The organism is Chryseobacterium angstadtii, assembly GCF_001045465.1.
Lineage (GTDB): Bacteria > Bacteroidota > Bacteroidia > Flavobacteriales > Weeksellaceae > Chryseobacterium > Chryseobacterium angstadtii.
In genome coordinates, this window is sequence record NZ_LFND01000003.1 from 939,863 (window position 1) to 964,507 (window position 24,645).

20 protein-coding genes are annotated in these 24,645 nt (G+C 38.6%); 9 read left to right on the plus strand and 11 right to left on the minus strand.

The genetic code is table 11. The features are described from left to right. Window positions 1–5: 5 nt before the first annotated feature. The 6 genes from ACM46_RS12055 to ACM46_RS12080 all read right to left on the minus strand — a co-directional run bounded on the left by ACM46_RS12055 (window position 6) and on the right by ACM46_RS12080 (window position 6,801). Window positions 6–1,124, minus strand: a complete 1,119-nt coding sequence (locus tag ACM46_RS12055) for a carboxylate-amine ligase (protein ID WP_048506876.1) — start codon at window positions 1,122–1,124, stop codon at window positions 6–8. 30 nt (window positions 1,125–1,154) lie between these two features. Next, a complete protein-coding gene (locus tag ACM46_RS12060; RefSeq protein ID WP_048506877.1) occupies window positions 1,155–2,108 on the minus strand; it encodes an ATP-grasp domain-containing protein in 954 nt (317 codons plus the stop codon). A 59-nt stretch (window positions 2,109–2,167) separates the two neighbouring features. After that, the gene (locus ACM46_RS12065; protein WP_048506878.1) at window positions 2,168–2,881 is read right to left on the minus strand and encodes an alpha/beta hydrolase-fold protein; all 714 of its coding nucleotides are present in this window, start codon (window positions 2,879–2,881) and stop codon (window positions 2,168–2,170) included. 26 nt (window positions 2,882–2,907) lie between these two features. Beyond that, on the minus strand, window positions 2,908–4,119 hold the full coding sequence (locus tag ACM46_RS12070; protein WP_048506879.1) for an ATP-grasp domain-containing protein: 1,212 nt from the start codon (window positions 4,117–4,119) through the stop codon (window positions 2,908–2,910). Window positions 4,120–4,259: 140 nt separating this feature from the next. After that, window positions 4,260–5,675: a leucyl aminopeptidase family protein gene (locus tag ACM46_RS12075; protein ID WP_048506880.1), complete on the minus strand. Its 1,416-nt coding sequence runs from the start codon at window positions 5,673–5,675 to the stop codon at window positions 4,260–4,262. Window positions 5,676–5,679: 4 nt separating this feature from the next. After that, entirely contained in the window at window positions 5,680–6,801 is a 1,122-nt protein-coding gene (locus ACM46_RS12080; protein WP_048506881.1) for an alpha/beta hydrolase-fold protein, read from the minus strand. 718 nt (window positions 6,802–7,519) lie between these two features. On the opposite strand from ACM46_RS12080, the gene glgB reads away from it, so the two are divergent. From glgB to apaG, 8 genes are all read left to right on the plus strand, one after another. Next, window positions 7,520–9,466: a 1,4-alpha-glucan branching protein GlgB gene (gene glgB / locus ACM46_RS12085; RefSeq protein ID WP_048507161.1), complete on the plus strand. Its 1,947-nt coding sequence runs from the start codon at window positions 7,520–7,522 to the stop codon at window positions 9,464–9,466. Between the two features lie 17 nt (window positions 9,467–9,483). Further along, window positions 9,484–10,920, plus strand: a complete 1,437-nt coding sequence (locus ACM46_RS12090; RefSeq protein WP_241486004.1) for a glycogen synthase — start codon at window positions 9,484–9,486, stop codon at window positions 10,918–10,920. Window positions 10,921–10,924: 4 nt separating this feature from the next. Continuing rightward, window positions 10,925–11,464 (plus strand): FEKKY domain-containing protein, encoded by a 540-nt coding sequence (locus tag ACM46_RS12095; protein ID WP_048506882.1) that lies wholly within the window; start codon window positions 10,925–10,927, stop codon window positions 11,462–11,464. Between the two features lie 14 nt (window positions 11,465–11,478). Continuing rightward, entirely contained in the window at window positions 11,479–12,747 is a 1,269-nt protein-coding gene (locus ACM46_RS12100) for a glucose-1-phosphate adenylyltransferase (RefSeq protein WP_048506883.1), read from the plus strand. 394 nt (window positions 12,748–13,141) lie between these two features. Next, window positions 13,142–14,182, plus strand: a complete 1,041-nt coding sequence (locus tag ACM46_RS12105) for an SRPBCC domain-containing protein (RefSeq protein WP_048506884.1) — start codon at window positions 13,142–13,144, stop codon at window positions 14,180–14,182. A 124-nt stretch (window positions 14,183–14,306) separates the two neighbouring features. Continuing rightward, window positions 14,307–17,123: a 2-oxoglutarate dehydrogenase E1 component gene (locus ACM46_RS12110; protein ID WP_048506885.1), complete on the plus strand. Its 2,817-nt coding sequence runs from the start codon at window positions 14,307–14,309 to the stop codon at window positions 17,121–17,123. Between the two features lie 49 nt (window positions 17,124–17,172). Beyond that, complete coding sequence (gene odhB, locus ACM46_RS12115) at window positions 17,173–18,429, plus strand: 2-oxoglutarate dehydrogenase complex dihydrolipoyllysine-residue succinyltransferase (protein ID WP_048506886.1); 1,257 nt, start codon at window positions 17,173–17,175, stop codon at window positions 18,427–18,429. 81 nt (window positions 18,430–18,510) lie between these two features. Next, window positions 18,511–18,897 (plus strand): Co2+/Mg2+ efflux protein ApaG, encoded by a 387-nt coding sequence (gene apaG / locus ACM46_RS12120; protein WP_241486005.1) that lies wholly within the window; start codon window positions 18,511–18,513, stop codon window positions 18,895–18,897. A 2-nt stretch (window positions 18,898–18,899) separates the two neighbouring features. Here apaG and ACM46_RS12125 read toward each other — a convergent pair whose 3' ends face one another. The 4 genes from ACM46_RS12125 to ACM46_RS12140 form a co-directional block, all read right to left on the minus strand. Continuing rightward, window positions 18,900–19,622, minus strand: coding sequence for a T9SS type A sorting domain-containing protein (locus ACM46_RS12125; RefSeq protein WP_083997393.1), 723 nt, complete (start codon window positions 19,620–19,622; stop codon window positions 18,900–18,902). 5 nt (window positions 19,623–19,627) lie between these two features. Next, on the minus strand, window positions 19,628–20,185 hold the full coding sequence (locus tag ACM46_RS12130; RefSeq protein ID WP_048506889.1) for a 3'-5' exonuclease: 558 nt from the start codon (window positions 20,183–20,185) through the stop codon (window positions 19,628–19,630). Between the two features lie 242 nt (window positions 20,186–20,427). Beyond that, window positions 20,428–21,408 carry a glycosyltransferase family 2 protein gene (locus tag ACM46_RS12135; RefSeq protein WP_048506890.1) on the minus strand — a complete coding sequence of 327 codons (981 nt, stop codon included), beginning with the start codon at window positions 21,406–21,408 and terminating at the stop codon, window positions 20,428–20,430. Between the two features lie 6 nt (window positions 21,409–21,414). Then, window positions 21,415–22,299 carry a lysophospholipid acyltransferase family protein gene (locus ACM46_RS12140; RefSeq protein ID WP_048506891.1) on the minus strand — a complete coding sequence of 295 codons (885 nt, stop codon included), beginning with the start codon at window positions 22,297–22,299 and terminating at the stop codon, window positions 21,415–21,417. An 80-nt stretch (window positions 22,300–22,379) separates the two neighbouring features. Between ACM46_RS12140 and ACM46_RS12145 the strand changes: the two genes are divergently transcribed. Next, on the plus strand, window positions 22,380–22,943 hold the full coding sequence (locus ACM46_RS12145; protein WP_053082699.1) for a thioredoxin family protein: 564 nt from the start codon (window positions 22,380–22,382) through the stop codon (window positions 22,941–22,943). Window positions 22,944–23,260: 317 nt separating this feature from the next. Here the strand turns inward: ACM46_RS12145 and ACM46_RS12150 are convergent, their stop codons facing one another. Further along, on the minus strand, window positions 23,261–24,622 hold the full coding sequence (locus tag ACM46_RS12150; RefSeq protein WP_048506892.1) for an aldehyde dehydrogenase: 1,362 nt from the start codon (window positions 24,620–24,622) through the stop codon (window positions 23,261–23,263). Window positions 24,623–24,645: the final 23 nt, after the last annotated feature.

Sequence of the window (24,645 nt, forward strand, 5' to 3'; positions counted from 1 at the left end):
AAATATTATGAAGCCATTTCTCCATGTGTTATGCCAAACTCTGTTTCAGAGATCATATAGTCTACCACTTTGGTAAGATCGCCGGTTTCATTGAATACTTTAAGCTGTCTGTCGGCTCCGGTTCCGTTTTCCAGGATAGTCCAGGCATATTCCACCTCTTTTCTGCAGTCGAGTTCATCTACAACGTCATCAATAAACTCCAGGAGTTCTTTCAAAAGATGAGGATAAGGAACGGATTCTTCTTTTCCGAAATCAATCAGATGGGCTTCAATACCGCTTTTGGAGGCTCTCCACTTATTTTCGTTCAGTAATAATCTTCTGTAGCTTCTGAAACTTAAATTTTGTTGGTGAAGCTTATAAATTTTTGCAACTAAACTCTGCATAATGGCAGCCATACAAACCGTTTCTTCTAACCTTAAAGGCATGTCACAGATTCTGAATTCAATAGTAGGGTAGAACGGATGTACTCTAAGATCCCACCATATTTTCTTGGCGTTATCTATGGTTCCGGTTTTCACCAGAAGTTCTACATAGCTGTCGAATTCAGCAAGTGAATTGAAATAGCTGGGAATACCGGTTCTCGGGAATTTTACAAAAATTTCCTGTCGGTAAGATTTGAAACCTGTATTTCGCCCAATCCAGAAAGGTGAATTGGTAGAAAGTGCGTACACGTGCGGAAGGAAATAACGCATTACGTTTTGAATTCTTACGCCTTCTTCACGGTTGGGGATCCCGATATGAACATGGAGCCCGAAAATTAGATTTCCGCGGGCGACATCACCCATATCATCTACAATTTTGTTGTAGCGTTCGCCATTAGTAATGGTATTATGTTCCCAGTTCGAAAAAGGATGTGTTCCGCCTCCGGATACACGAAGACCCTGTTCATGGGCTGTGTTGATCAAATGTCTTCTCAGGTTGGTCAGTTCCGCTCTGGCTTCTTTGATATTCTGGCAGATGCCGGTTTCCATTTCAATCATGGATTCGTGCATTTCGTGTTTTAAATTCTCACTTAAAACGGCTTTTCCTCCTTCAATGATCTTTGAAACATGAGATATTAAGTCTCTGCTTTCAACATCAATGATCTGGTACTCTTCCTCGATTCCTATCGTAAATTGATGCATTTTTTTTCGTGTTTTTTATTCTTTTAATGTTTATTTTACTGAGTCTTTTACAAAAGTGCCCCAAGAAATATTCTGTTTTCCCGGAACATATTCTTTTGCTTTTTCAATGGCAAGTTTGGCTGCATGCTCTACAATCCATGCAAAATTTTCTTCACCTACAGAGTTTTTGTCGGCATCAGGAGCAGGATTACAGAAATCAATGGCGTAAGGAATTCCGTCTCTGATCGCAAATTCTACCGTATTGAAATCATAGCCCAGTGCTTCATTCATTTTTATGGTATAATCGTGGATTGTTTTTAATAACTTTTCCAGATCGTCGCCCTGGGTTTGATGGGTAGTAGCATATCTCAGGTGATGCGGGTTGCGCGGTTCATAAGGCATAATGTGAACGTATTTTTTGCCCAGGCAGTAAACCCTGTAATAATCATCGAAAACAATTTCTTCCTGCACCATCATTACCAGCTGTTCGGTTTCACTTAATTTATCCCATAAGTCTTCTGGATTTTCTACTCTGTATACGCTTTTCCAGCCGCCACCGTCATGAGGTTTCATATACGCCGGGAATCCTACATAATTAAAAATATATTCCCAGTCGTGAGGGAACTTCAGGTTTCTGAATGAAGTTTCTGAAGTATCTGTAGGTCTTTCGTGCGAAGGAAGCAGTACCGTTTTAGGAAGCGGAATGCCTAGTTTGGTCATCAATGCATTATTGAAGAATTTTTCATCTGCGCTCCACCAGAATGGGTTATTGATTACATAAGTTCCGTTAAGTGCTGCATTTTTCAGATAAGCTCTGTAAAAAGGAACATCCTGCGAAATTCTGTCGATAATCACTGCATAGCCATAATCGGCGCCTTGTTCAAGTTTGTCGATATTTACGGGTTCAGCAATGATTTCTCCGCCGCCCAGTTCATTCACCTTGTCGATAAACGCCCAAGGAAATGTATCTTCCATACCGAATAGAATTCCCACTTTTTTTGCCATAATTTTTGTTTTTAAAGGTGTATGTGTTGTTTTTTAAATCTTTTTAAATGTACGTTTTTTTAGGAAAAAAATGCACCGATAAATGTTGGAAAGACCATTCTCCATAACGGCCAGTCATGATTGATCCATTTTCGTTCATCGTACCAGAAGTCAATCCCTTTGACACTTAATATTTCCGCCATTTCAATGTTTTTATCCTTGCAGATATCCTGATCGGAAGTGCTTAGGACAATATGCATATGTTTGTATTTCCAGGCTTCATCGTTTCTTACAAATTCTCTTGGACAGTTGAAATAAACCAGTTCGTCGGAATATCCATCCATGAAATTTCTGATACTGAATGCTCCGGACAGACAAAATAAATGCGAAACTACATCCGGAAACCTGAAGGCAAAATTGGCGGCATGATACCCACCAAAACTTGCTCCTGCCACAGCCACACGGTGTGTTTTGTGAATCTTCTGGATATATGGAATGAACTCCTGAATCAGGAACTGTACGTACAGTTCATAATTTTTGATTCTTTGCTGAGGCGAAATTTTTTCATCATAAAAGCTCCAAGCATCAATAGTCTGAACATTATAAAGCTTTACTTTTCCCTGTTCTATAAACCAGTTGATGCTCCCGTTAAGGTGGAAATCATGGTTCTGGGTATATTGCCCCTGCGAAGTTGGAAACATGATAATCGGATGTCCGTAATGTCCGGTAACTTCAACTTTTAAACTTGTCCCTAGTATATTCGAATAATAATCTGTGTGTTCTATATGCGGCATTGATTGATTTCTTTTATGCTTTGTATTTAGCTGGTTAATTTACTTTTGGGCGGGAGAATATTCAGCATTTCTGCCTGAATTTTTTCTGCTGCACTGTCTAGTCTTTCCTGTATAATATCCGGGTCGCTTGATTTATAAACAATTCCGACATGGTGATCGATGGGAAGAAACTTGATGGCTTCTTCACTTTCAAAAACACTATAATCCGGTTCTTTATCTTTAATCAGTGCTACAATCAGCCCCGAATAATAGCCTGTAGGTTTGGCTATTTCATAATCTTTTGAACGAAGAAGGGCGTCTTCAATTTTTGCCCATTCCCGCCAAATATTAATATTGCTGGAGGCTTCTACCAGATCCGGAATATGAGCTCCTCCCACTCTGGATGATGTTTCAAGGAAATACCATTTTCCATCTGCTTTTGCCCGGATAAATTCAGTATGGGTAGCTCCGTTAAGAAGCCCGAAACTGGAAAGAACCTTTGTGTTTGCTTCATCAAGGGCTTTAAATTCATCAGAATACCTTCCTAAAGTTTTCGATCTGAAAACACCGCCTTCGTGGGAAACCTGCATGGGTGGGGCCAGATACTTCGAAGCAGAGGTAAATACAATCTCCTTGTTAAAGGTCAGGCTGTCCACATGATACACGTCACCCGGTTTAAAGCTTTCAAGTAAAAACAGATGGCGTTCTTCTCCGAGTGCATTCAGTTCATCCCAAAGTTCATCTTTGGTAGACAGTTTTTTGATTCCTGATGCTGATGCTTCAGAGCGGGGTTTTAACACCCATGGCGCCGGAACTTTTTCTATAAAGCTATTGACTTCATCGTTATTAAAAACCGCAGTGAACTCCGGAACATTAATGCCCGAGTCTTTGGCTTTCTGGCGCATAGCCAGCTTATCTCTGAAATACCTATGGGTAGTTTGCCCCATCCCGGGAATACGGAATGTTTCTCTGATCAGGGCTGCTTTTTCTACGTCGTAATCATCAAGTGCTACTACAGCATCTATTTTCCGGGTGGTCATGAGATGTGAAAATCCCTGGACCAGATGCTCCAGATTCCAGACGGAGGGCCGTACTTCAGGCATATAAAATACCTCGTCTATGGCTTGCCAGGGCCAGTTTTTTTCTTTAAGTCCGTCTGATGTTACCAGAATGATTTTATTACCGAGCTTCTTCATTTCATCCATGAAGTCATAGCCCTTGTAATAGCACGAAATACATACTATTGTTTTCTCCTCCATATAATGTTTTTTTATTTTTGGTAAATGATCAAAAATAAAAGCAATTTTTTATTGATTAATTAATGTTAAAAACCGAAATAAACTGCGTTTTTGAAAATGTACACTCAAGTATACAGAGAAATTTTGTAAAAAACTAATTTTTATTGATAATTTTCAATTAAATCAGCCAGTAATTGTACCCCAAAGCCGGTGGCTGCTTTTTCTTTTGAGTATCCTGTACTTCCGAAAGCGACTCCCGCAATATCCAGATGGGCCCATTTAGGGTGATTTTCAATAAATTGTTCCAAAAATTTAGCAGCTACAATACAGTCTCCGATTGGTTTCATGGATATGTTTTTAAGATCTGCTACATCAGATTGAATGTCATCTTTCCAAATATCCCATAAAGGAAGATTCCATAGTCTTTGGTTGGTCTTGTCTCCGGTTTTTACGAGGCTGTTTTTAAGGTCTTCATTATTGGAAAACAGAGCACCGCAGGTATCTCCGAACATTCTGACGGAACTTCCGGTAAGGGTAGCAAGATCAATAAGATAATCTGTTTTGTAGTTTTTAGCCAGATAGGAGAGCCCGTCAGCGAGAATCATTCTTCCTTCTGCATCTGTATTAAGGACTTCTATGGTTGTTCCGTTATAAGCAGTGATAACATCGCTCGGAAGGAAAGCCTTTTCAGAAATAGCATTGTCTGTAATAGGAAGAACGGCTACAATATTCACGGGAAGTTCCATTTCCGCCGCATAAATCAAAGTTCCGATCACGGCAGTGGCCCCACCCATGTCAGACTTCATATAGTGCATATTTTCGTGGCTTTTTAAGGAAATACCTCCTGTGTCAAACAGGACACATTTTCCTACCAGACCAAATGTTTTGGCATTTTTAACGGTAGTTTTGTATTCTATGATGGTGAAAGCAGCATCATAAGCGCTTCCCTGATTGACTGAAAGATAGGCGCCCAATCCCAGTTCTTCACATTTTTTTCTATTAAATACGGTATATTTTAATTCATATTTTTTTGCCAGATTTTTAAGATACAGACTCAAAACATCCGGCTTTTTCAGGTTGGCAGGTTTATTCAGCCATTCCTGGCAGGTTGTTTGCCCGTTAGCTAAGGCTTCAGCTTTTGAATGGATAGCATCTAATTTTTTCTGACTTATATTTTCAAAATGAATCTCAAATTGAGGATTCCAAAAAGCATGCTTCTTGTCAAAAGGATATTGATAGGTTCCTAGAAGCAGTCCTTTGATGAATTCTTCAAACTGTTTTTCTTTCAGAAAATCTGCTAAAACAAGGGTAGGAACTGCATGGATCTTTTCTTTCTGAGTCTGGGAAAATTTAACCGCCACCTGCTGGATTTCAAAATTCTGCAGACTGGATTTTCCCAAGCCGATGAGATAGATAATACCTTCTTCATGGGTATGAATAAAAACCTCATATTTCTTCCCGGAGAAAAAAGAGGCTACATTTTTATTGTAATTTTTGCTGGATTTGGTCCATTCTTCTTCTGTGAAAAGCTGGAAAGTCTGGGTATATTTTTTATTCTTTTTATTAATTAGTTTCATAAACTTAATTTTTAATGCTTTGTTGCTGTGGTTTTACTTCTACAGGATTTTCCGTATTGTCGTAGAATAGCCATTCAATGGCTCTTGGGAACTCCTGAGACCAGTAGAATTCACTGTGGGTTCCTTCCGGATTGATACTGGTTTTAAATTCAAAATCAAAGAGATTCTTTTTTTCCCAGCGTTTTAAATATTCCTCAAAAACATGAATCCTTTTCACCATCTTAGAGCCTTCCTGACCGCCGCCATACAGATATATTTTTGTTTTAAAAGGAACTCTGAAACTCATCATTGGGAAATTGTTGTTCGGTTCTACCCAGAGTGAAGGGGAGAAGATTAGCAGTTTAGAGTATACTTCAGGATAGAGGAAACCGCTGTAAATACTGATGAGTGCTCCCAAAGAACTGCCTCCGATTCCGGTATTTTCACGGTCTTTCTTCGTTCGGTAATGCTCATCAACAAAGGGTTTTAAAGTGTCTGTGATAAAGCGGATGTATTTTTTTCCTTCCGAGCCATTCGCTACATTATCATTATCGAAAATGTATTCCTTAATGCGTTCTTCACTGCCATGTTCTATGGCTATGATAATAACATCTCCCCGGCCGTATTCTGCAAGAATAGATAGTTTTTTGTCGATTTCCCAGTTTCCGTATCCGCTTCCTTCATTGAACAGATTTTGAGCATCCTGGAGATAAAGTACTGGGTAGCTTTTATCTGAAATGTAATAATCATAGGGTAGTACAGCCCATACTTTACGGTATCTGTCCAGCTGGGGAATATAAAATTCGTCGGAAATAACTTCTGCAATCGGAAAGAATTCTTTTTTAAATGGGCCCCAGTTGAGTCGCCATTTTTCTACACTGTCGGAGGTCTTTTCCGTTGCTTTCCGGGCTTTCCGGTTGGGAGTGATGTTTCCGTATTTATCAAGTTCTACATTTTCCCAGCCTCCCTTAGTGAATTTGTACTCCACAATATCGGGAAGAATTTTACTGTCAATCTCTATGAAATAATTGTTCGGATCCAGCTGTTTAAGCTGATAACTGGGGTCTCTTGGGTTCCAGTTGTTGAAATTTCCGGTGATATACACCGTCCTGTCGTCGCTTTCTTCGCTATAAAGTTCAAACCTCATCTTATGTGTTTAATATAAATTGAAAGCTAAATTTATAAAAAAGATTGTTTTAAAATCATAAAAAAATGAATGTAAAAAATAATATATTTGATTAATATGCCGAAAAGTTTGAAAATTTCGAGTTGCGGGATGTGGGATAATGAGTTTCGGGTTCCGGGCTGTTTTTAAGGAGTTTGAGGTTTATGAATACTATGGATGTGGAGTTTTATCGGTTGTCAGTTGCTGGTTAAAATAATATTATTGGTTACAGATGTAGAGTAAGTAGGTTAATGTGGTTATTGCCTCATGCTTTACACATGGATTGAATACATTTGAAAGAAGGAAGTTATTAAGGCCTGAAAGAAGAATTATTGAAGGGGCTTGTTAATTAAATTACCTGAAGCAAGGTTTGCGGAAAAAATCCTTGTCAAGGTTCAAAACCTTGACAAGGATGCTCAATATTTCCTAGCTCAGACATTTTAAAACTGCCCACCAGTATTTTCTAAAATCAATTTCAACCTTAATCCAAAAGTCTCCTATCTAAAATCTGATGTCTGATATCTGACATCTTGGTTCTTGATTCTTGACTCTTGATTCTTGACTCTTGCCTCTTAACTCAACAATAAAATAACACCTTATTCCGAGATCAGTTAACATAATAATAATTTGATTAATTATTAACCGTTATTGCAGGGAATTTTCGTAGTTTCAAAGAAAAATAAAGTACAACGATATCTTGATGAATTCTGTTAAAACCTATACGCTGTTTACGGACCATGATGTTTATCTTTTTAAAGAAGGTAAACATTATAAGCTGTATGGGAAGTTCGGGGCACATTCCGTAGAAAAAGACGGTGTAAAAGGAGTGTATTTCTCCGTATGGGCTCCGTATGCCAAAAAGGTTTCCGTTATCGGAAATTTCAACAACTGGAATCATAAAGATCATATTTTGTTTCCAAGATGGGACGGGTCCGGGATATGGGAAGGCTTTATTGCCGGACTTACCTGGGGAACTTTATATAAATATGCCATAGAAACAGCCAGAGGTGAAATTCTGGAAAAAAGTGACCCGTATGCATTAAGCTGGGAGCAGAATTTACAGGCGGCATCACTGGTTTCTACAACCTGGTACGAATGGAGCGATCAGGACTGGATGGAAAAACGACACGAAAAAAACAGTCTTGATGCACCGATATCCGTTTACGAGCTTCATTTAGGTTCCTGGGTAAGGCAGGGCGATGCCCCGAACAGGTATTTAAATTATAGGGATATTGCGAAAAAACTGGTTCCTTATGTGAAAGAGATGGGGTTTAGCCATGTAGAATTTATGCCGGTTATGGAATATCCTTATGATCCAAGCTGGGGATACCAGATTACAGGATTTTATGCGGCTACTTCAAGGTTCGGATCACCTCAGGATCTTATGTTTCTGATTGATGAGCTTCATAAAAATAATATCGGGGTTATTCTGGACTGGGTACCTTCTCATTTTCCGGGGGACGCAAACGGTCTTCACCGTTTTGACGGCTCTTACCTTTATGAACATGAAGATCCCAGAAAAGGTTTTCATCCCGACTGGAAATCTTATATCTTTAATTACGGAAGGAATGAGGTGAAGTCGTTTTTGATTTCCAATGCCATGTTCTGGCTGGAACGTTATCACGCAGACGGGCTCCGCGTAGATGCGGTGACTTCAATGCTTCATCTCGATTATTCCAGGAATGAGGGCGAATGGGAACCCAATATTGAAGGAGGAAATGTAAACCTTGAGGCGAAAACTTTCCTGCAGGAATTCAATACGGCAGTTTATAAGGAATTCGGGGATAGTATTATCACTATTGCAGAAGAAAGTTCGGATTTTCCGATGCTTACAAAACCAGTTCATGATGGCGGAGTAGGATTTGGGATGAAATGGATGATGGGATGGATGCACGACACTCTGGATTACTTCAAAGAGGCTCCGGAACACAGGAAATACCATCACCATAAAATTACTTTTGCCTCTGTGTATATGTATAATGAAAATTATATGATGCCACTGTCACATGATGAAGTGGTACACGGAAAAGCAAGTCTGATTTATAAAATGCCGGGCGACGAATGGCAGAAATTTGCCAACCTCCGCGCGCTCTATGTATATATGTACACGCATCCGGGAGCGAAACTTCTCTTTATGGGCGACGAATTTGCCCAGACAGGAGAATGGAATTTTACCCGGAGTCTGGACTGGCATCTGCTGCAGTATCCTGTTCATCAGGGCGTACAGTCGCTTGTAAAAGACCTGAATCATTTGTACAGATCTGAACATGCTTTATATGAAAATCAGTTTAATAAAAGCGGATTTGAATGGGTAGAAGCAGATGATCTGGAGAATTCAGTATATGTGTATCTGAGGAAAGGGAAAAGAAGAGATGATGTTTTAATTGTAGTTCTGAACCTGAAACCGCAAGTATTGGAATACAGAATTGGCGTGAATGCAGGAACTCATTGGGAAGTCATTCTTAATTCCGATGATCAGAAATACAATGGAAGTGGTGCAGATGCAGATATTTTGAATGAGAAACATGAAGAATGGTTAAGATATCCGAAATCCATCACCTTAAAAATTCCTCCGATGGCCGGGATTATTTTAAGACAGAGAAAAGATAAAAAGTATAAATTACACCGAATAAAACATAAGAAATAAAAATAATGAAGAGGAAGATGCAACAAAATACAAATGACACCGAGACTATGGTAATATATCATTTAAGCACGGAATGTTATCCCATCGCCAAAGTAGGAGGTTTGGCAGATGTGGTGGGGGCATTGCCGAAATATCAGAATAAAATCAAAGGAATAGATGCCAAGGTGGTTATGCCCTGGTACAACAAACCTTTTGTTCATGAGCATGAATTTGATATTGTTTTTGATGGTTTTATCCATCAGGGACCGAATATGCTTCAGGTTCAGGTGATGAAAGAGAAAACGGATGTTTTGGGATTTGAATTGTACATGGTGAAAATTCCGGGGCTTTTAGATAGAGACAATCCTTATGGCTATCAGGACGAAAGTTTTCAGTTTCTGGCTTTTCAGAATGGAGTGCTTCACTGGCTCTCCGCAATGAAAATCTGTCCGGATGTACTACATTGCCATGATTACCATACAGGTCTGGTGCCTTTTATGACGCAACATTGCCCTGAATTTGAATTTTTAAAAGGTGTAAAAACCATAGGAACCATTCATAACGGAGAATATCAGGGAATGATGAGCTGGAATATGGCGAATTATATGCCTTCTTTTGACTCCTATAAATGGGGACTCTTAGACTGGAACGGTTTTATTAATCCGCTGGCAAGCATGATCAAATGTTCACATGCTTTTACCACAGTCTCGGAAGGCTATCTTGAAGAGCTCTTTATCAGTTTCCGCGGCCTGGAAAGTCTGGTGCGCGAAGAATTCGGAAAGGCATATGGGATTATCAACGGAATTGATACGGAAGTATGGAACCCGGAGACCGATCCGATGCTGGATTTTAATTTTAACATCAAAAATGCAGTAGCCCAGAAGAAAAAAAATAAAGAAAAACTCTGTAAAGAATATGGTTTGAAACCGGAGCTTCCGCTTTTCGCATTTATAGGAAGGTTTGCTACGGAAAAAGGTGCCGATTTTCTTCCGGATGTAGTCTGGAAAAGTATTAAACAGAGCTATGGAGCATTAAATATTATGATTCTGGGTTCAGGAAATGCTTATATCGAAAATAAACTGAAAGAATATCAGCATACCTACACCAATTTTGCACTGGATCTGGGGTATAAAGAACATCTTTCCCATAAGATCTATGCTTCTGCAGACTTCCTGCTGATGCCATCGAGAGTGGAGCCATGCGGACTGAATCAGATGTATTCCATGAGATACGGAACGGTCCCTGTCGTGAGATATACCGGAGGTTTGAGAGATACCGTAGAAGATATTTCCACAGGAGGAGCCGGTCTGAATTTTACGTATCCGGGTGTAGATGATATTGTTCATGCTATGAACAGGGCATTGGCAGTCTATAACCAGAAAGGGGTAATGAAAGATCTGATCTATGCCAATATGAATTTTGATTTTGCATGGGAGAAATCCGCAGAAAAATATATAGCTTTATATAATAACTGATACGATGAAAATTTCCGGAGCTTTTTTGATAATGATGATCGTTCTTTTTTCATGTAAGAAAGAAGATCAAGGAAGCTATTATGGAGACTATTTCTGGATTTACACCTATGGATATCCAAGAATGGAGTTTTTCGAAGCGGCAGAGGGAATTTCCGAGAAATGGAAAATTAAATACCATGCTGTTTCCGGATGTATGATCGATCAGAAAATGAGGAATACTGTGGATGCCAAAAACAAAAAGACCTATGCTGCCATTGAAAATAAATTAGGGAAAAGCTGGAGAGAAAAATACAATAGAGACATTGATCATTTTATGATGAAAAAGGTAGATGTAATGGATGTTCTGATCACCAATAAATTATTCAGGGAAGAACTTAAAAAGCATTACATTGAAATTGATAATGTAGATAAAGACGTATTTGAACTCAGTGATGAAGGAGACTTCAGGGTGATTGTTTATAATAATGACCTGAAATATGAAAACAAAGAATGCTTAAGATTGGCAGTAAACACTAAGAATAGAACAGTAAATTTAATTCAATAAAACGCAAGATACTTATGAAACGAAATGTAATCTCCATTGTTTTAGGAGGCGGCAGAGGGACAAGATTATTCCCGTTAACGTATTCGAGATCAAAACCGGCAGTTCCTATTGCAGGAAAATATAGGCTGGTAGATATTCCTATTTCAAACTGTCTGAATTCGGGACTGAATAAAATCCTGGTTCTAACGCAGTTCAATTCAGCTTCTTTAAATTCACATATCAAGAACTCTTACCATTTTGATATTTTCAGCAAAGGCTTTGTAGATATTCTTGCGGCCGAGCAGAATGTGGAAAACGAAAGCTGGTATCAGGGAACGGCAGATGCAGTCCGCCAGTCGATGAAGCATCTGGAAAAGTATGATTATGACTATATTCTGATTCTTTCCGGAGATCAGCTCTACCAGATAGATTTCAGGGAAATGCTGGATTTTCACATTGAAAACGGCGGCGATGTGACCATTGCTACCATTCCCGTTGTAGCCAAAGATGCAACAGGTTTCGGAATTTTAAAATCCGATGATGACGGAAATATCACCTCCTTCTATGAAAAACCGGAGTATGATGTTCTGGATAGCCTGAAATCTGAAGTTTCGGAGGAAAACAAACATAAAGGAAAAGAATATCTGGCTTCTATGGGGATCTATATTTTCACGAGAACGATTCTGAAAAAGATGTTTGAAGAAGGAGCTGGAGACGATTTCGGTAAAGATATTATCCCGAATTCAATAGGGAAGTACAAAACATTAAGCTATCAATATGAGGGTTACTGGACAGATATCGGAACTATAGAATCGTTTTACGAAGCGAATCTGGATCTTTGTCAGGATCTTCCGCAGTTTAATCTGTTTTCTTCTTCACCCATCTACACCAGAGCCAGAATGCTTCCGCCGTCAAAAATCAATGGTTCTTATGTGAGTAAGGCTGTTTTCGGTGATGGTTGTATCATTATGGCAGATAAGATTGAAAATTCAGTGATTGGGAACAGAACGAGAATAGACAAAGGAAGTACCATTGTGAATTCTTACGTGATGGGTGCCGATTTTTATCAGAATACCACAGAAATTGTCCTTAACGACAGAAGTGGCCGCCCTAATATGGGAATCGGAAAATACTGTTATATTGAAAAGGCTATTCTCGATAAAAACTGTTATATCGGCGATAATGTTAAAATCATAGGAGGAAAACATCTTCCGGATGGTGACTACGGAACCCATTCTGTTCAGGATGGAATTGTTGTAGTGAAAAAAGGAGCGGTTCTTCCTTCAGGAACTCATATTGGATAAGAAAGAGGATACTTTTTTAAGCTGTTTTCTTTGAACACCGTCATTGCGAGCCTTTAGGCGAAGTAATCTCAGATTTACGCCATAAAAGTATTTTAGAGATTGCTTCGTCGCTTCGCTCCTCGCAATGACATTATACAATTTTATCGGAGATAAAATCCTTGCGCCTTAAAACATAAAGTAGGTAAGAAATTTTGCGTTCTTTTGCGATTAACCAAATATAAAACCGGTTCAAACGGGATAGGTTTAAAAAAGTGATTAAAAAGGAACTTCATGAATTGGATTCCCGGATATAAACTTCCAGCCTTCAACCTCCATCAGGTTAATTAGTGTTAAACATAAAAACTAGGGTGATCAACATATTGGTCACTTTTTTTATTTGTATTACTTTTGTGCGATGCGTTTTTTCAAAATTACAGCCGCGATTCTTGTTTTACTGGTAGGAGCTTATGCTGCTTCCATGTATTATTTTGTGGATGAAAACAAGGATTTTAAGATAGAAAAAGAGATTGATTATCCGCTGGATAAAGTCTTTTCCCAATTCAATAACCTGCAGCATTTTACCCGCTGGAACAATTTTTTTACAAGCTCCCAGTCTGTGGATATAGATTATTATACGCCATATGAAGGACAGGGTAGTGCGATTAGCTATGTGGACCCTAAAAATGATACGGACGGGGAAATGTTTATCCGATATGAAAATCCCGGCAAAAGCCTGCGTTATCAGCTTTTTGAAGACAGAAACGAAAATCCGACGGTGGTAGATGTTCAGTTCAAACCGGTTTCTGCAGAGAAAACGAAGATTACGTGGTATGTTCATACGCCAAAACTTTCTGTACTGAGAAGAGTTGAAAATTTCTGGACAGAAGACCGTTTTGCGGAAAATATTACCAAAAGTATGGTCAATCTGAAAAACGTACTGGGTAACAAAGTGGAGAAAGATCACCAGATGGCTTCCATAAAATATGATAGCCTTATGGTGGAAAATGAAGACGATAAACTGCTTCTGGGAATCAATGTAAGTGCTTCCAACAAGAAAGATGCACTGTACAAAAATATCGTTATGAATTACAGTAAAATCTATAATTATGTGACGATGGATCTTGGAAAAAGAGACGATGAATTTGGTTTTCCGGTGCTGATTACCGATGCGGATAATTACAAAGATAAAGAGGTTTCTTACTTTCTCGGAATTCCACTTTCCAAAAAGATCGGGGTTACGGATAATAATTTCAATTTCCGGACTGTAAATCCTTCCCAAAACTACATTATGTACTACAAAGGAAACTACGAAGGCAGAATAAGGGCAGTTCAGCAGCTGATTCAGAAGGCGAAAAAAGACGAGATGCGCTTCGGAGATATCCGTCAGACCTTTATTGAACGTCCGATAGAGGGGCAGGAGGTAAACATGAAGCTCTCATTATCAGTGTTTAAGTGATTTTTTTTTAATTATTTTTTTCTTAATATTTTTTAACGGTCTCAGGCTGTCTTAACTCGGTTTTTTTTATTAAATTTGAAGATTAATTCTACAAATAAATTTTAATAATAGATAAACTGTAATAATGGACAGATTTTCATTCCTAAACGCAGCTCATTCTCAGTTAATTGAGGATTTATACCAACAGTACTTAAAATTCCCGGATTCTTTAGAGCCTTCATGGAAAGCCTTTTTTCAAGGTTTCGATTTTGCTTTGGAGAACTATGGAGATGACGATAACATTCAATACATTCAGGCTCCGGCCAGCGTTGCTCCGGCAGTGCAGCAGATCTCTCAGGCAGTATCAGGCGGAGAGGTTCCTGAGCACATCAAAAAAGAATTTAAGGTAGTTAACCTTATCGAGGCTTACAGAACCAGAGGGCACCTGTTCACAAAAACAAACCCGGTTAGAGAAAGAAGACATTACACCCCTACTTTAGACATCGAAAACTTCGGTCTTAGCAAGGAGGATTTAAATACAAAATTCAACTGTGCTGTTGAAACAGGGATGAAAGAACCTGCAACATTACAGGACATCATCAAACATTTGGAAAGTATCTACTGCGATTCTATCGGGGTAGAATACACATACATCAACAATGTTGAGGAAAAAGATTTCATTAAGAAGTGGCTTCAGGTGAACGAAAATCACCCAAGTCTTTCTGCTAATGAAAAAACTGAGATTTTACTAAAATTAAATCAGGCGGTAGCTTTTGAAAACTATCTTCATACCAAGTTTGTAGGACAGAAGAGATTCTCACTGGAAGGTGGGGAAACATTGATTCCTGCTTTGGATCAGTTGATCTCAAGATCTTCTCAGCTTGGAGTGGATGAAGTGGTATTGGGTATGGCCCACAGAGGAAGACTGAATGTGTTGTCTAACATTTTCGGGAAATCGTACAAACAGATTTTCTCTGAATTTGAAGGAAAAGAATTTGAAGAAGATGTATTCTCCGGTGATGTTAAATATCACTTAGGATCATCTAAAATAGTAAAAACAGCTTCAGGAGAAGAAGTGGCTATCAACCTTACGCCGAACCCGTCTCACCTTGAAACAGTAGCAGCCCTTGTAGAAGGAATCTGCCGTGCAAAAATAGACGACAAATACAAAGGAGACGGTTCTAAGATTCTTCCTATCGTGATCCACGGGGACGGAGCTATTGCCGGTCAGGGGATTGCTTACGAAGTGGCTCAGATGATGACATTAGAAGGCTACAAGACAGGAGGAACTGTTCATATCGTTGTGAACAACCAGGTGTCGTTTACAACCAACTATGCAGATGCAAGATCTTCAACATACTGTACAGACATTGCAAAAGTTACAGAATCTCCTGTAATGCACGTGAATGCAGATGATGCTGAAGCTGTGGTACACGCAATGCATTTTGCAGCAGACTTCAGAGCTAAGTTTGGAAAAGATGTTTATATCGATTTATTAGGATACAGAAAATACGGGCATAATGAAGGTGATGAGCCTAGATTTACGCAGCCTAACCTTTATAAATTAATTTCAAAACATCCGAATCCAAGAGAAATTTATAAAGATAAATTATTAAAAGACAGCATTACTTCTAATGATTTAATTGCAAAAATGGAGTCAGATTTCAAAGTACTTTTAGATAAGGACTTTGATGCTTCCAAAGAGATCGAGAAAAATACAATGGATCTTTTCATGGCCGATGACTGGACTAATTATCCTATCGGAAAAAGAGGAGCGGTTCAGATTCCTGTAGATACGAAATACGATCTTGCGAAGCTTAAAGAACTGGCTATTAAAATGTCAACTCTTCCGGCTGATAAAAAGTTCATCAATAAAATTACAAGACTGTTTGATAACCGTATTAAGGCTATCGACGGAAACTCACTAGACTGGGCTCTTGGAGAATGGCTGGCTTATGCTACCCTTCTTGTGGAAGGTCACAATGTAAGAATTTCCGGAGAAGATGTGGAAAGAGGTACATTCTCTCACAGACACGCAGTAGTGAAAACTGAAGATACGGAAGAGGAATATATCCCGTTGAGACACGTGTCAGAAAGCAGATTTGATGTATTCAACTCTCACCTTTCAGAATACGGTGTTTTAGGTTTCGACTATGGATACGCGATGGTTTCTCCTAATACGTTAACGATCTGGGAAGCTCAGTTCGGAGACTTTGTGAACGGTGCTCAGATCATCGTTGACCAGTATTTAGCAGCAGCAGAAGAGAAGTGGAAGATTCAGGACGGATTGGTGATGTTATTGCCTCACGGTTCAGAAGGTCAGGGTGCAGAACACTCTTCAGCAAGACTGGAAAGATTCTTAACGCTTTGTGCGAACGAAAATATGGTAGTAGCGAACGTAACTTCTCCTGCCAACTATTTCCACTTATTAAGAAGACAGCTTAAATGGACATTCAGAAAACCATTGGTGGTAATGAGTCCTAAATCTCTGTTGAGACACCCTAAAGTGGTTTCTCCACTGGAAGATTTCGCAAACGGTTCATTCCAGCCTGTATTGGATGATCCTGCGGCAGATGCTAAAAAAGTTGAAAAATTAGTATTGTGTTCAGGTAAGCTGTACTTCGAATTATTAGCGAAGAAAGAAGAGCTTAACTGTGAAAATATTGCATTGGTAAGATTAGAGCAGTTGTATCCGCTTCAGGCAGATGCTATTGAAGAAATCTTGAATAAATATGACAGCAGAACCCAGTTGATCTGGGCTCAGGAAGAACCTGAAAACATGGGAGCATGGTCTTATATCCTGAGAAATTTCAGAGATACAGGAATTCAGGTAATTGCTCCGGTACCAAGCGGTGCTCCGGCTCCGGGAAGTCACAAAATGTTTGAGAAAAGCCAGAATGCAGTGATCAACAGAGTTTTCGACAGAGACGATGCCCCTGTAAAAAGACCTGTTACCGTATAATTAAGAGATAAGAATAGTACCCAATTAAAAAAATAAAAAAATACTCAATATGTCAGTTTTAGAAATGAAAGTTCCTTCACCGGGAGAATCCATTACAGAAGTTGAAATTGCAACTTGGCTTGTGAAAGATGGTGATTATGTAGAAAAAGATCAGCCCATTGCAGAAGTAGACTCAGATAAAGCAACTCTTGAATTACCTGCAGAACAAAGCGGTGTAATCACGTTAAAAGCAGAAGAAGGTGATGTAGTACAGGTTGGCCAGGTAGTTTGTTTAATTGATATGGATGCTCCTAAACCGGCAGGCGGAAGCGCACCTGCTGCTGAAGCTCCAAAACAGGAAGAGGCTCCGAAAGCTGTTGAACCGGCTAAACAGGAAGCTCCAAAACCAGCTGCTCCGGTAGCTGCTCCACAAACTTATGCTACAGGAGCTCCATCTCCGGCAGCTAAAAAGATCCTTGACGAGAAAGGTATTGAGGCAGGACAGGTTTCAGGTAGCGGAAGAGACGGAAGAATCACTAAATCAGATGCAGAATTAGCTGCAGTTCCTGCTTTAGGAGGAAGCCCATCTACAGCAACAGGAGCCCGTACCACTACGACAACTAAACTTTCAGTTCTAAGAAGAAAAATTGCTTCAAGACTGGTTTCTGTGAAGAACGAAACGGCGATGTTGACTACTTTTAACGAGGTTGACATGTCTGAAATCTTCAGATTAAGAAAATTATATAAAGAAGAATTCGCTCAGAAACATGGAGTAGGATTAGGCTTTATGTCTTTCTTTACAAAAGCGGTGACAAGAGCATTACAAATGTATCCGGATGTGAATGCATCTATTGACGGAGACTTCAAAGTAAACTACGATTTCTGCGATATTTCAATTGCCGTTTCAGGGCCTAAAGGTCTTATGGTTCCGGTATTGAGAAATGCTGAAAATATGTCTTTTGCGGGAGTGGAAGCCAATATCAAAGATCTTGCTACTAAAGTAAGAGACGGTAAAATTACTGTTGATGAAATGACTGGAGGTACATTTACCATTACAAACGGTGGTACTTTCGGATCTATGATGTCTACACCAATCATCAACCCTCCTCAGTCTGCTATCCTTGGAATGCACAACATTATCCAGAGACCGGTAGCGGTAGACGGACAGGTAGTAATCAGACCAATGATGTATGTTGCTATGTCTTATGACCACAGAATTATCGACGGAAAAGAGTCTGTAGGATTCCTTGTAGCGGTAAAAGAAGGTATCGACAATCCGGTTGAAATTTTAATGGGAGGTGACGAAAGAAAAGGCCTTGGATTATAGATTTTAACAAAATTATAAGATAACTTACGATCTCGCCTTAAAAAAGGCGAGATTTTTGTATCCATTATAAAAACTAAAGTGATGTTCTCAAAAATGACTTCCAATATCAAAGTTTCAGTAATACCTGAATATGATAGTAAAAACAGTTATCCTTCCGAAAACCGTTACGTTTTTAAGTACAATATTACAATAGAAAATGACGGAAGCTTTCCTATTAAAGTACTTAAAAGAAAATGGCTCATCTTTGATGTAGGCTTTGGATACACAGAAATTATTGGTGATGGCGTGATTGGCCTGACACCAGAAATTCCCATAGGCGAAAATTTCGCTTATTTCTCCAATGTGATGCTTAGATCCGGTGTAGGAAGTATGAGCGGAAAATACCTTGTTAAAAATATGGAGACGCAGGAAACTTTCGAGATTGAGATCCCTAAGTTTAACCTGCTGTCTGAAGTATTGAGCAATTAGTATTATTCTTTAATGAATGAATGTCTGCTTATGCCTTTCTGTGATTTGATTTCTAAGAAGTAACCTCCTTTTGGAAGGCCGGATACATCTATTCCGGAATCTGCAGAATTCTGCTGAATGAGTTTTCCTTCAGCGTTATAAATTTTTGTCCATTCCATACGTTCAGCACCTTTAACTTCCAGGAAACTGTCCTTAACAGGATTAGGGTATATTTTTATTGACGTAGCTTTGGATGTACCTGATTCTTCTTTGGTTCCCAGAAAAGCGCTGTCATAAAAAGCCTTATCTCCATAATCATTGGTAAGTACTAAATTTTTTGTATTTCCGGAATAAGTAATTTCGTAATTATGTAAGTTGGAGAAGGCAAAATAATTAGAATACTGGTTGAAAAAGGAGATATTTCCGGGCTGTGTGCATGTCGAATTGTTCCCTACACCCGCAGTCCAGAAAGAAAATTGACTGGCTGTGATTTCATTAAGATAGATCATAGCCCAAATACTGGTTCCGCAAATCGGGCTGCTCATATTGGTCGTTGTTCCTGATGATCCGGAAGTAGGAGTAAAGGTCAGAGTTGGGGAACCTATTTCATTGTTTTGAGGAGGCATGTAAGTGATGTTACTCTTTATCACTTTTCTCAGATACCATGTTGTACTAAGCAGTTCCGCGCTCTGTGCATGAAATAAAGTGCCGGTCATTAAGACGGCAGATAGTAAAAGTTTTTTCATTTCGGTTATAGTTTTTTGATGTATTTACTTAAAAAAGATTCATGGAGTTCTTCATTTTCTGTCATGATTAATTTTTCGAAAGCCAGCAGGGAAATCTTGGCACAGGCCTCGGCATCATCTCCTGCACGGTGATGGTTAAGGTCAATCTGGTGATGTTCTGCTAGATGTTTGAGACCATATCTCGGCAGATAATTCCATGATTTTTTAGCCAGCTGAATACTGCAGAGATAGTTCAGCTTAGGGGTAAACATGCCGTAGTGCTCAAAGCAGCCTCTTAAAACGCCTGCATCAAAACTTGCGTTGTGGGCTATCATCAGTGTTCCGTACATCATTTCTTCAGCTTCATACCAGATTTCGTCAAAAGTAGCAGCATCCTTTACATCTTCAGGTTTGATTCCATGAATATCAATATTGAATTTGCTGAAATAAGGAAAGCTGGGCGGTTTGATCAGCCAGGTCCTGGTTTCTATAATCTTGGAATTCTGAACAACACAAATACCCATCTCACACGCGGAATTTTTCTCGTGAGTGGCCGTTTCAAAATCTATTGCGCAGAAGTCCATGTTGAGTTAATGAGGTTAATGTTATGAAAGGTAAGTTAATGGGTTGGAATTTGAGATTGAGTATTATTTAGACTGTAAGTTATAAAAATTTTATGAATTTATGTTCATAACTTCTCATTACAGGTAGGTTTAAACTACCCGTTTTTTTGTTTCACAAAAATCCATCTCTTCAGAGAAAGGGAATTATTGGTTTGTTTAGAAAATAGACATGGAGTTCAAGTATTTTTTCTTAAAAGGATATTTCAAGAATTATTTTTCCCTAAAAAATGTCTAAAAATCAGCCATTTTGATTGATAAAATTGATTTTTCTGATGATTCTGACGTAATCTCCACGTACCGGGAAGCTGTCCGTAAAATCCGAAGTGGGCTCTTACAACAGCCCAGAGATGGGGAAATCCGTTTTTCAGCCCGAAATAAATTCCTGCAATTCCGTCTAAGCAAAGTCTGAAAAAGATTAAAGGGATCAGCTTTAAGGGAAGGTTCTTCAGCATCATGGACAGATTATTTCTGATATTCAGATAGGTTTTCTGTGCACTTTGTTTATTAAGGGTTCCGCCGCCTACATGATAGACTTTTGATTTTCCTGTGTAGAAAATTTTCCTTCCGGAATTGATAAGTCTCCAGCAGAGATCTATTTCTTCCTGATGGGCAAAAAATCTTTCGTCAAAACCTTTCTGCTCCCAAAAATCCTTCGAACGGATAAAAAAACTGCATCCGGAAGCCCAGAAAATCTCTGTTTCGTCATCGTATTGTCCGCGGTCTTCTTCCAGATCATCAAAGACACGTCCCCGACAGTACGGATAGCCCAGATTGTCGATAAGCCCTCCGGCAGCACCGGCAAACTCAAAGTATTTTTTATTGCTGAAAGATAGAATTTTAGGTTGTATGGCTGCTATTGCGGCATCTTTTTCAAATAATTCCAAAACGGGATCTGTCCAGTTTTCGGTGACTTCCACATCAGAGTTGAGCAGGCAGTAATATTCGTTTTTTATTTCTTTTAAACCTTCGTTATAGCCGCCCGCAAAACCGTAGTTCTGCGTGTTTTTTATGATTTTTACAGTAGGAAACTGAGTTTGAACAAATTCTACAGAGTCGTCGGTAGAAAGATTATCAATGACAAAAATATCTGCATTTTGAGAATAACTGATAACGCTTGGAAGGAATTTCTCAAGCCAGTTTTTACCATTCCAGTTTAAGATAGCAACTGCTAATTTTTTAGGCATCAGGATTTATTTTTTTTCGCCGTCAAAAGTTTTAATGGAGCTTTGGTATTTCCATTTTCTATGAGACCATAGATAGTTGTCCGGACTTTTATGAAGGGTATTTTCAAGAAGCTTATGGAATTTTTTAACCACCTCATGCTCTACAAATTTTTCTCCGTCAGGATAAATTCTATGGTAATTTACCTGATAATATCCCCGTTTTACTTTCTTCATTTCGCAATAAATGAAGGCAAGGTCCATTCTGGTGGCTAATTTGTCATAACCAATAAATGCAGGGGTTCTTTGGTTCAGAAATTCTAATCCGTAATTAACGTGAGCTACATGAGGAGTTTGGTCTGCCACAAACATATAAGCCGATTCACCGTCGTTTTTAGATCTGAAAATATTCATGATTACTTCATTGGCTTCCAGGGCTTCGTTTCCAAACTTGTTTCGTACTTTTTTCATCTGATTTTCCCAGAAATCATTGTTTACCTTTCTGTATACGGGATGACAGTGTTCCTGCGGAATAATTTTGGCCAGTGCATTGATCCATTCCCAGTTGAAAACATGACCTGCAAGCAGGATAATATTTTTTCCTTCGGCCTTCGCTTCGTGAAAAAGTTCCTGATTAATATGCTGCATTCTTACTCTGGATTCCGTTTCAGAGATGCTGAAGGATTTAATGGTTTCTACAAGATAGTCGGAGAAGTTTAGATAGAACTTCTTTCTGATGCCTGCAATTTCTTCTTCTGATTTATCAGGAAAAGAGTTTCGTAAATTCTGAGTAATAACCTTCTTTCGATAGCCTACCAGATAATAATTCAGGAAGAAAATAACGTCCGAAAAAATATACAATACTTTAAGCGGAAATTTTGAGATGAAATATAATATTTTGATCAGGAAATTCATAAAACATGCAAATCTAGTGATAATAAAATTATGGTTCTATTTTTGATTGTAATAAGTATTATTTTTTTTACTTTTATGTTATGAAAAAATTGTCGATCGTAGCCTTCCTAGGATTAAGTTTATTCGCTTTTTCTCAGGAAACAATAAAAACGCAGGAGGAAAGAAAGCCTGAAAATGCCCTTCTGGTAAAATCTGATCATGCAGAACTGGATGCGAAGAAGAAAGCAGGTGAAGAAAAAGCCAAACTTCCTAAACCTTATGATCCGAAAGCTGATGCCCAGGCGGATATCAATAAATTAAAAGCTCAGGCTAAAAAAGAAGGAAAGAATATCATTATTCAGGCAGGAGGTAACTGGTGCATCTGGTGTCTCCGTTTTAATAATTTTGTTCAAAGCACCCCTGAACTGAAGGAAATTGTTGATAAAAACTATCTGTACTATCATTTGAATTATTCTCCTGAAAATAAAAATGAAAAAGTTTTTAGTCAGTACATCAATATAAATGAACAGCAATTTTATCCTTTTTTTATTATACTGGATAAGGATGGAAAAAAACTGAATGTACAACAAAGTGAAGTTTTAGAGGAAGGAAAAGGATATAGTAAAGAAAAAGTAAAAAAGTTTTTACAAACGGGTAAAGCTTAAAACTATATATTTAAGATAAAAAAGAGGCTACTCCATAAGGATAGCCTCTTTTTTAAGCTAACAGCTTTCCACATGGATGCTGTTATCATGTGAATTAAAACATGCCACACCTCCTCCCTGATAATCTAAGCATGAAGTACAAGAACTTAGAAATACAAAGGAACCATCTGAACACGTACCTGCACATGAACTGCCACCAGAAAACATTTTTAATTGTTTGCGGGATAACTTTTTTAAATTTTTCATAATTATATAGATTTAAATGTTCATCATGAAATGTACAAATTATGATCTATAAATCTCAATAATGGGAATAATTAAAGCAGTTTCCTGATCCAGTTTAATTTTTTTTCAGAGTAAGGTGGGTATTTAATATTGGGTTCGCCCCAGGTTGCTTTTTCAAGGATAGATTTCTGGTGCGAAAATGCTTCAAAACCAAATTTTCCATGATAATTTCCGATTCCGGAAGTTCCAACACCTCCAAACGGGAGATGATCATTACCTAAATGCATAATCACATCGTTGATACATCCGCCTCCGAAAGACAATTTTGAAGTAAAGGCTTCTTTTTCTTCAGTATTTCGGGTGAAAAGGTAGGCGGCAAGAGGTTTCTCCAGTTCCAGGATCGTATTCAGGACCTTATTAAAACTTGTATAAGAAATAACAGGCAATACAGGTCCGAAGATTTCTTCCTGCATCACATCATCTTCCCAGTCGACAGAGTTCAGAAGGGTAGGTTCTATATACAGTTCTTCTTCGTTAAAAGTTCCTCCAAAATAAATTTTGTCTTTCTGAATAAGCTTTATCAGACGGTTAAAGTTATTTCGGTTGATGATTCTTGTATAATGTTCGGAATCCGGCTGATATTTAAATTCAATAATATATTTTCGCAGCATCTCCAGAAACTGCTCCTGAACAGATTCTTCTACAAGCAGATAATCGGGGGCTACACAGGTTTGTCCGGCATTGATGAATTTTCCCCAGACAATTCTTTTGGCGGCTATGTCAAGATCGGCCTCTTTCGTAACGATGACAGGCGATTTTCCACCTAATTCAAGAACAACAGGAGTGAGGTGTTCAGCTGCAGCTTTATAAACGATTTTTCCCACTTTCGTGCTTCCTGTAAAAAATATTTTGTCAAATTTTTGCTTTAAAATAGCTGTTGTTTCTTCAATACCGCCTTCATAAACATAAAGGTATTCCGGAGGAAAATTTTCATTGATGAGTTTTGCCATCACTTTCATGGTGTTTTCCGCTATTTCACTCGGTTTTAATATACAGCAATTTCCCGCAGCTAACGCCGCAATCATAGGGGAAAGCGATAATTGATAAGGATAATTCCAGGCCCCGATCACAAGGACACAACCCAAAGGTTCCGGATGTATTTTGCTGGTCCCGATCTGATTGGCCAGATTCGTCCGTACTTTTTTAGGTTTTGAAAATGAGTTTAAGTTTTTTAAGTAATAATTGATATCATTCAGAACGAAAGAGATTTCTGTTGTAAACGTATCAAATTTTGATTTCCCGAAATCCAGGTGAATCGCTTCGTATAAAAGATTTTCATTTTTTATGATGATATCCCGTAGCTTTTCAAGGTACATTTTTCTGAACTTGATGCTTTTCGTCTGCTGTGTTTTGAAGAAAGCGTTCTGAAGGGATACAATTTCCTGAATGTTCATATCGTAGAATTTCCATAAATACA